Annotated in this window: 7 protein-coding genes; 5 read left to right on the top strand and 2 right to left on the bottom strand. The window is 72.0% G+C overall.

The genetic code is table 11. The features are described from left to right. Positions 1-1,045: 1,045 nt before the first annotated feature. The 3 genes from ACIBBA_RS33465 (at position 1,046) to ACIBBA_RS33455 (ending at position 3,792) form a co-directional block, all read left to right on the top strand. Complete coding sequence (locus ACIBBA_RS33465; protein ID WP_396702889.1) at positions 1,046-1,648, top strand: hypothetical protein; 603 nt, start codon at positions 1,046-1,048, stop codon at positions 1,646-1,648. Between the two features lie 464 nt (positions 1,649-2,112). Beyond that, positions 2,113-3,084 (top strand): pirin family protein, encoded by a 972-nt coding sequence (locus ACIBBA_RS33460; RefSeq protein ID WP_396702888.1) that lies wholly within the window; start codon positions 2,113-2,115, stop codon positions 3,082-3,084. A 42-nt stretch (positions 3,085-3,126) separates the two neighbouring features. Next, positions 3,127-3,792, top strand: a complete 666-nt coding sequence (locus ACIBBA_RS33455; protein ID WP_396702886.1) for a hypothetical protein — start codon at positions 3,127-3,129, stop codon at positions 3,790-3,792. A 239-nt stretch (positions 3,793-4,031) separates the two neighbouring features. Here ACIBBA_RS33455 and ACIBBA_RS33450 read toward each other — a convergent pair whose 3' ends face one another. Beyond that, positions 4,032-4,739, bottom strand: coding sequence for a DUF1345 domain-containing protein (locus ACIBBA_RS33450; protein ID WP_396702884.1), 708 nt, complete (start codon positions 4,737-4,739; stop codon positions 4,032-4,034). Between the two features lie 7 nt (positions 4,740-4,746). Continuing rightward, positions 4,747-5,016 (bottom strand): DUF2795 domain-containing protein, encoded by a 270-nt coding sequence (locus tag ACIBBA_RS33445; protein WP_350876711.1) that lies wholly within the window; start codon positions 5,014-5,016, stop codon positions 4,747-4,749. A 154-nt stretch (positions 5,017-5,170) separates the two neighbouring features. On the opposite strand from ACIBBA_RS33445, the gene ACIBBA_RS33440 reads away from it, so the two are divergent. Together ACIBBA_RS33440 and ACIBBA_RS33435 are read left to right on the top strand one after the other, a co-directional pair. Beyond that, complete coding sequence (locus ACIBBA_RS33440) at positions 5,171-5,581, top strand: DUF2267 domain-containing protein (protein WP_350876709.1); 411 nt, start codon at positions 5,171-5,173, stop codon at positions 5,579-5,581. A 263-nt stretch (positions 5,582-5,844) separates the two neighbouring features. Beyond that, entirely contained in the window at positions 5,845-6,864 is a 1,020-nt protein-coding gene (locus ACIBBA_RS33435) for a TerC/Alx family metal homeostasis membrane protein (protein ID WP_396702881.1), read from the top strand. The last annotated feature ends 121 nt before the right edge of the window (positions 6,865-6,985 follow it).

Genomic DNA, 6,985 nt, shown 5'->3' with positions numbered 1-6,985 from the left:
CTGCGCCCGCTCCCCGGACGACAACCGCTTCCCCGGCATGAACCAACATCCTCACGAAGATCCATCCCGTTGCAACAACCACTTGAGCCCAAGCCGCGCGGATACCGCCATGTCGGCGATCTGGAGTGGATCAGGCGGGTTGTCGGGTTGGTCGACTCGAGTTCTGTGAAGTCGGGGTGTCCCGTCGGCTGCGACTCCCCAACTTCACGGATTTCGAGTCGATCATTCGGCCGTAGGCGACTTTCGGTCGTCGTGGGCGGCCGGTCACTGGTGCGCCGGTTGTCCGGCTCGCCGGGTGGCAGGCAGTACCCGCGCCCACCGCCCGTCGAGCCGCCGGCGATCGTCCACGGGTCCTGCCGACCGGCTGCCGCGGCTCCCACACCTGAGCACCAGCTCCGCGCCGGCCCAACACCCTTCCCGCTGGCTGGGTCGTTTTCCGTTGTTGTGGCCGGGCCGAGTGGCGGAGGTGGGCCGGCCGCTGCGGGTGCCCTGGGCGTTGAGTCGGCGTGGTTTGGGGTGTGCGTCCGGTTCGCGCCAGGTGTGGGGTGCGCCGCCGCCGCTCAGGTGGGCGGGTGTGGGTGGTTTGGGGTGTGACCGGGGGCATCCCGGGGCCGGAATGGTGGACCGCCGGGCGTCGTTGAATATCCCTGACGGCCGAGGTAGCAGCCCCGCCCGCCGGCCGGTTGACCCGGTCGGCGACGGTGGCTCGGCCCCCGGAATGACGGCGGCCAGCCGGTCGTTACACATGGACCCGGTCGACGAGCCGGCCCCGGAATGACGGCCACCCCCCGGTCGTTATACCTGGACCCGGCCGATGGGCCCGCCCCCGGAATGATGGCGGTCCGCCGGTCGTTACACCTGGACCCGATGCCGTAAGCCCCCCACGCGTCGGACCCCCTGGCCGATGAGCCCGCCCCTGTCGTGTGGCCCGGCCGAAAGACTTTCCCCCTTGTTTGTTTGAGCGCCTGTCGAGGTGCTGCACACCCGCGCACTGTGCCGACCCCTATCGGCTGTGGGTGTCTACCCCCGAATTGGAGCTTTCCTGATGAATACGATCATGCGTAAGAGCGTTCTGAGTGTTGCTGGTCTGGCTTTCGCCGGTGGCATCTTCGCCGGCCCCGTGGCCGCTCACGCCGCCGCGCCGGTCGTGGACGCCAAGCCCACCGCCGTGGCGGTGGCGGTGCAGGCGGACAAGCCGGGTGTGGACACCGCCAAGCTGATCCCGCACGGCGTGCAGGGCGAGCAGTCGCGTATCGACCTGAACGACGAGCAGACCAAGAATGTGAAGGCGATCATCGCCGGGACGAAGAAGTCGGGTCTGGACGAGCGGGCCGCGGTCATCTCGATCGCCACGTCGCTGCAGGAGTCGAAGCTGGAGAACCTGGGCCACCTCGGCGACGCCAACGACCATGACTCGCTGGGTCTGTTCCAGCAGCGCCCTTCGAGTGGTTGGGGTACCCCGGAGCAGATCACCGATCCTGAGTACTCGACGATGGCGTTCCAGAAGGGTCTGAAGCAGGTTGATGGGTGGCAGGACATGCCGCTGACCGAGGCCGCGCAGACGGTGCAGGTGTCGGCTTACCCGGACGCCTACGCCCAGTGGGAGCAGCAGGCCGCTGACCTCGTCGCCCAGCACTGGAACAGCTGACAACCACAGAATGGTCTGACCGCTGGCCGGCACCCTGATACGGGTGCCGGCCAGTGGCGTATCCGAGAGAGGGACGGGCGCGTCCCACCAGGTAGCGGCCGACGCGCGTCTGCACGGTGCTGGCTGGCGTCCCCGCCACCCCGGTGCCGGCCCGCGATGTGCCGGCCGCCCAAAGGCTGGCGCCCGGTCGGCCATCACCGCCGGCAGGCCGACGCGCGGCCCCGCGAGCATGTTGCGCCACCGAATCTTGGACAGTTTCCGTTAACTGCTAACGGAAGTTGTCCAAGATCCGTAGGGGTGCGGGTGCCGGGCCCGGGGACTGGCCAGCACTGTGCCGCGCAGAATCCGCGGCGGGCTGGGGGAGAGGCGCCATCCGCCCCGCCGCGCGGGGACCGCTACTGACCAGGGGGACGGAGGCGGGGAAGGGGCGCCGCCGCCGATCGGGCCCGCAGTACAGTCGGGCGGTGGAACGTACCGAATCAATGCCGGCGCAGACGCGACCGCCTGGCGTGGCCGCCGTCGATCCCGGCAGCGTGCTGCTGCCCGGCCACGACGTGCCGCTGGGGCGGTACACGACGGTGCGGCGGCTGCTGCCGCAGCGGCAGCGCCGGATGGTCGGCGCCTGGTGTTTCGTCGACCACTTCGGGCCGGACGACGTGGCGGAGCGCCCCGGGATGGAGGTGCCGCCGCACCCGCACACCGGCCTGCAGACGGTGACCTGGCTGCTGGACGGGGAGATCCTGCACCGCGACAGCCTGGGCAGCGTCCAGCCGATCCGGCCGGGCCAGCTGAACGTGATGACCTCGGGGCGCGGCATCGCCCACTCGGAGCGGTCGCCTGACGTGCACCCGCCGGTGATGCACGGGGTTCAGCTCTGGGTGGCTCTGCCGGATCCGGCGCGCGCCGGTAGCGCCGATTTCGCCCACCACGCGGACCTGCCCCGCTGGCAGGACGGCGGCCTGGACGTCACGCTCCTGGTCGGCGAGATCGCCGGCGAGCGGTCCCCGGCGGTGGTGCACACCCCGCTGGTCGGCGCGCAGCTCGAGCTGGCCGGGCCGACGCCGGTCGACCTGCCGCTGCGCCCCGACTTCGAGTACGCGCTGCTGGCCATGTCCGGCTCGGCGGAGGTCGACGGGGTTCCCTTCGCGCCCGGTGCGCTGCTCTACCTCGGCATCGGGCGGAACCGGTTCACCCTGCGTGGCGAGCCGGGCAGCCGGCTGATGCTGCTCGGCGGTGCGCCCTTCGAGGAGCCGCTGGTGATGTGGTGGAACTTCGTGGGTCGCTCGCACGAGGAGGTGGCCACCGCCCGCGAGGACTGGATGGCCGGGCGGCGCTTCGGCGTGGTCGCCGACGATCCCGCCCCGCCGCTGCCCGCCCCGGCACTGCCCACGACCCGACTCAAGGCCCGCGACCGCGGTGGCGACATCCGAAGCTGACCACCCGGCGTGTGACCGGCGGTGGTGCGGGTAGTCGCCGGCATGCCGACCAGTGCGATCTCCAGCATCGAGGACAAGAAGCGTCTGGTACGCCGGCTCGCCGGTAGCAGCCGTGGCTTCGCCGAGCAGTACGGCTTCCAGGTCACCAACAACCCGGCGAGCCTCTTCCAAGTGCTCTACCTGTCGGTCCTGCTGGCCCGACGGGGCGACTTCCGGCGTGCCGTGGAGAGCGCGCGGGCGCTGCGCGACGAGGGGTGGGACAGCGCCGCGCGGCTGGCCCGTTCGCTGCACGAGTCCCGGGTGGACGTGCTGCGCAGAGCCGGGCAGCGCGGTGACGTCGACGCGCTCGCCGACGTGCTCGGCGACCTCGCCCGCGTCGTGGTCGACCGCTACCGGGGTGACCTGCGGCGGTTGCGGGCGAAGGCCCACTACGACCCGCGCCTGGAGCGGGAGTTGCTCAGTGAGCTGCCCGGAGTGGACGGGCAGGTGGTCGAGCTGTTCCTGCGCGAGGCGCAGGCGCTCTGGCGGGAGGTGGCCCCGGTCGCCGACCGGCGGGCGCTGGTCGCGGCGCGCCGGCTCGGACTGGGACGATCCGCCAGCGACCTGGCCGGACTGGCCGGCAGTGGCGAGTCCGAACGGCTTGCCTGGCTGGTGGGCGCGCTCGCCCGAGTCGACCTGGAGCAGCGGTATGCCGAGGTGATGCGCTGACCCGGCGACAGTGCCCTGGCCCACAGTTCGCCGAAAATCAGCCGTTCGGATGATGTTGCATTGTATGATGATCGAGGCAGTCATGCCCGCCCGGTTCGGGCGTTACTACCGGCCTGGTGGTCGCGGCCCGGTTCGGGCCGCGACTACCACCAGGGACAGGTATCTGCGTGGCGCCCCCGGTCGCGGTTCGCGGCCTGGGGCGCCCGCCTGTCTCTGCGGTCCAGGTTCGGCTGCCCTGGTCAACTGGCCAGGCCGGCCAGCAGGTTCACCGTCACCGCGATGACGAACGCCCCGAACAGGTACGACAGCATCGAGTGCATCAGGACGGTCCGGCGCATCTCCGGGCTGGTCAGGTTGGTGTCCGACACCTGGAAGGTGGCGCCGACGGTGAACGCCAGGTACGCGAAGTCCACGTAGCACGGTGGCAGCGACTGGTGGAAGTTCACCCCGCCGTCCGGCCCGGTGTAATAGACCCGGGCGTACCGGGCGGCGAACACGGTGTGCACCACCAGCCAGGAGAGCAGCACGCTCAGCACCCCCGCGGCGCCGTACAGGTCGCGGAGCGGGCCCGGCGGAGTGGTGTCGGCGGTGCCGACCACCAGCAGCACCGCGAGCAGGCTGGCCGTGCCGGCGCCGAGCAGCACCACGTCGCGGATCGCCCGGTTGGGGTCCTCGTGCGCGGCCAGCCGGGCGGTCTGCACGCCGTCCAGCGGCCAGATCTTGCGCCACACGATGACGAGCCAGGTCACCGCGGCCACGTCCCAACCGACCAGCGGTGCGAGCGGAGGCGACACCAGGGCGCCGAAGACGCCACCCACGGCGAGCCCGACCAGCGCCACCACCGCGATCTGGACCATCGCCGGGGTGTGTCCGTCGGGCGGGCCCGGCCGGGACCCGGCCGCCGTCACCCGCTGCTCGTCGTCGTCCCCCGGCGCAGGTCCGGGCACGGCCGGGTCAGATGCCGCGCAGGTGCTGGGAGACCCGTGGGTGCCGGTCGCGGGCCTGCGCGGCGCGCTGCGACGGGCTCAGTTCGGGGGCGGCCTCGATGCCGGCCGAGCGGGCCACCTCGTTGCCGTTGGCGTAGTCCACCGGCGGCAGCGCCCGCAGCGCGCGCAGCACGTCCGGCGGCGCGCCCTCACGTTCGGCCTCGCGGATCACGTCGTCCTTCTCGGCCGGGTAGTCCAGGCTCGACAGGTACTGCAGGACGTCGGCGTAGCTCGCCATGGCGTCGGCTCCTCGCGGCATCGATCCGGTCACGACCGGCGGCGGTTACCCGCCCCCCGGCCGGTCACGCCCGGCCGGCGGGGAAATCCGGCGTCCGTTTCCGCCGCTGCGCCGCGGGTACCCGCAGGCTCCGACGCAGCCCGAGGAGTACGCGATGAACTACGACACCTTCGTCGACCAGGTGGCCCAGCGGACCCGAACCTCGTCGGAGCAGGCCGTCACCCTGACCCGGGCCACGCTGGTGACACTGGCGGAGCGCCTGACCGGCGGTGAGGTGCTGGACCTGGCCGCGCAGTTGCCGAAGCCGTTGCAGGTGGTGTTGAAGCCGGGGCCCGGCACCGAGGCGGCGGACCGGTTCGGGGCCGCGGAGTTCGTCGCCCGGGTCGGCGAGCGGGCCGCCGTGGACGAGCCGGCCGCCCGGGACGCCATTCGCGCGGTCCTGACCACGCTGCGGGAGGCGATCACCGGCGGCGAGTTCGACGACGTGGTGGTCCAGCTCCCGCGCGACTACCGGGACATGGTCGAGCCGGCGATGGCTCCCGGCGCGACGCTGCGCCGGGGCTGAGCGCGGGGGAGCGAGGCAGCAGTCGACGCCGGGGCTGAGCGCGGCGGGAGCGGGGCAGCCGTTGACCTGGGCAACCATCGACACGCGTAGGGTGGCCCCGCTTGGCGCACCGTCTGAGCCTGACCTAACCTTGTGCCCACGAGGGGAGTACTTCCCACGAACCATTCCGGTCAGTACGGCGTGCCCGGCACGCCTCGGGTGGTTGCCCACGCAAAGGTGGGTGAAGGAGACCTCGAACATGACACGGTGTTCGAGGAGGCTCCATGACTGAGCTGTCGTACCTTTCCGCCGCCGAGCTGTCGACGGTCGGCACCCCCATGCTGTGGGGGGTGACCATCGCCGGCGTGATCGTGCTGCTGGTGTTGGATTTCCTGGTCACCCGCCGCCCGCACGAGGTCTCGCTCCGCGAGGCGCTCGGCTGGTCGGCGTTCTACATCGCCCTGCCTCTGGCCTTCGGCGCCTGGGTCTGGAACCGCTACGGCTCCGAGTTGGGCGTGCAGTACCTGACCGGCTACCTGGTCGAGAAGTCGCTCTCGGTCGACAACCTCTTCGTCTTCATGCTCCTGCTGGCCGCCTTCGCGGTCCCGGCGGTGCTCGCCCAACGGGTCCTGCTCTACGGCATCGCCGGCGCGCTCGTGCTCCGCGCTGTCTTCATCGCCCTCGGCGCCGCCGCCCTGGAGACCCTGGACTTCGCCTTCCTGCTCTTCGCGATCATCCTCATCGCCACGGCGGTGAAGCTGCTGCGCGACGCCCTCTCCGGGCACCAGCAGGAGGTGGACATCAACAAGATGCGCTCGGTGCGGCTGCTGCGCCGGTTCATGCCGGTCACCGACGACTACCACGGCACCCGGATGACCATCCGAGAGGCCGGCCGCCGGACGCTCACCCCGTTCGCCCTGGTGGTGGTGGCCGTGCTCGCCACCGACGTGGTCTTCGCGGTCGACTCGGTGCCCGCCGTCTACGGCATCACCGAGGATCCCTACCTGGTCTTCGCCACCAACGCGTTCGCCCTGCTCGGCCTGCGCGCGCTCTACTTCGTGCTGCACGCCGCGCTCAGCCGTCTGGTGCACCTCAGCTACGGCCTGGCGATCATCCTGGCGTTCATCGGCCTGAAGCTGGGCCTGCACTGGGCGCACGGCATCTGGAAGGGCGTGCCGGCGATCCCCACGCTGGCGTCGCTCGGCGTCATCATCGGCGTGCTGGTGGTCGTCACGCTGACCAGCCTGCGCGCCACCCGCGACCGGCAGCCGGCCGAGCCGGAGGTGGTCGCCGAGCGGCGGTGACGCCGCAGCGGCGGGGGGGGGGGGGCCCCCCCCCCCCCCCCCCCCCCCCCCCCCCCCCCCCCCCGCCCGCGGCCCCCCCCCCCCCCCCCCCCCCCCCCCCCCCCCCCCCCCCCCCCCCCCC

Source organism: Micromonospora sp. NPDC051006 (genome assembly GCF_044456245.1).
In the GTDB taxonomy this organism is placed as follows: Bacteria; Actinomycetota; Actinomycetes; order Mycobacteriales; family Micromonosporaceae; genus Micromonospora.
The sequence above is the reverse complement of the archived record's forward strand: the minus strand, read 5'-3'. Positions and strand labels throughout refer to the sequence as shown.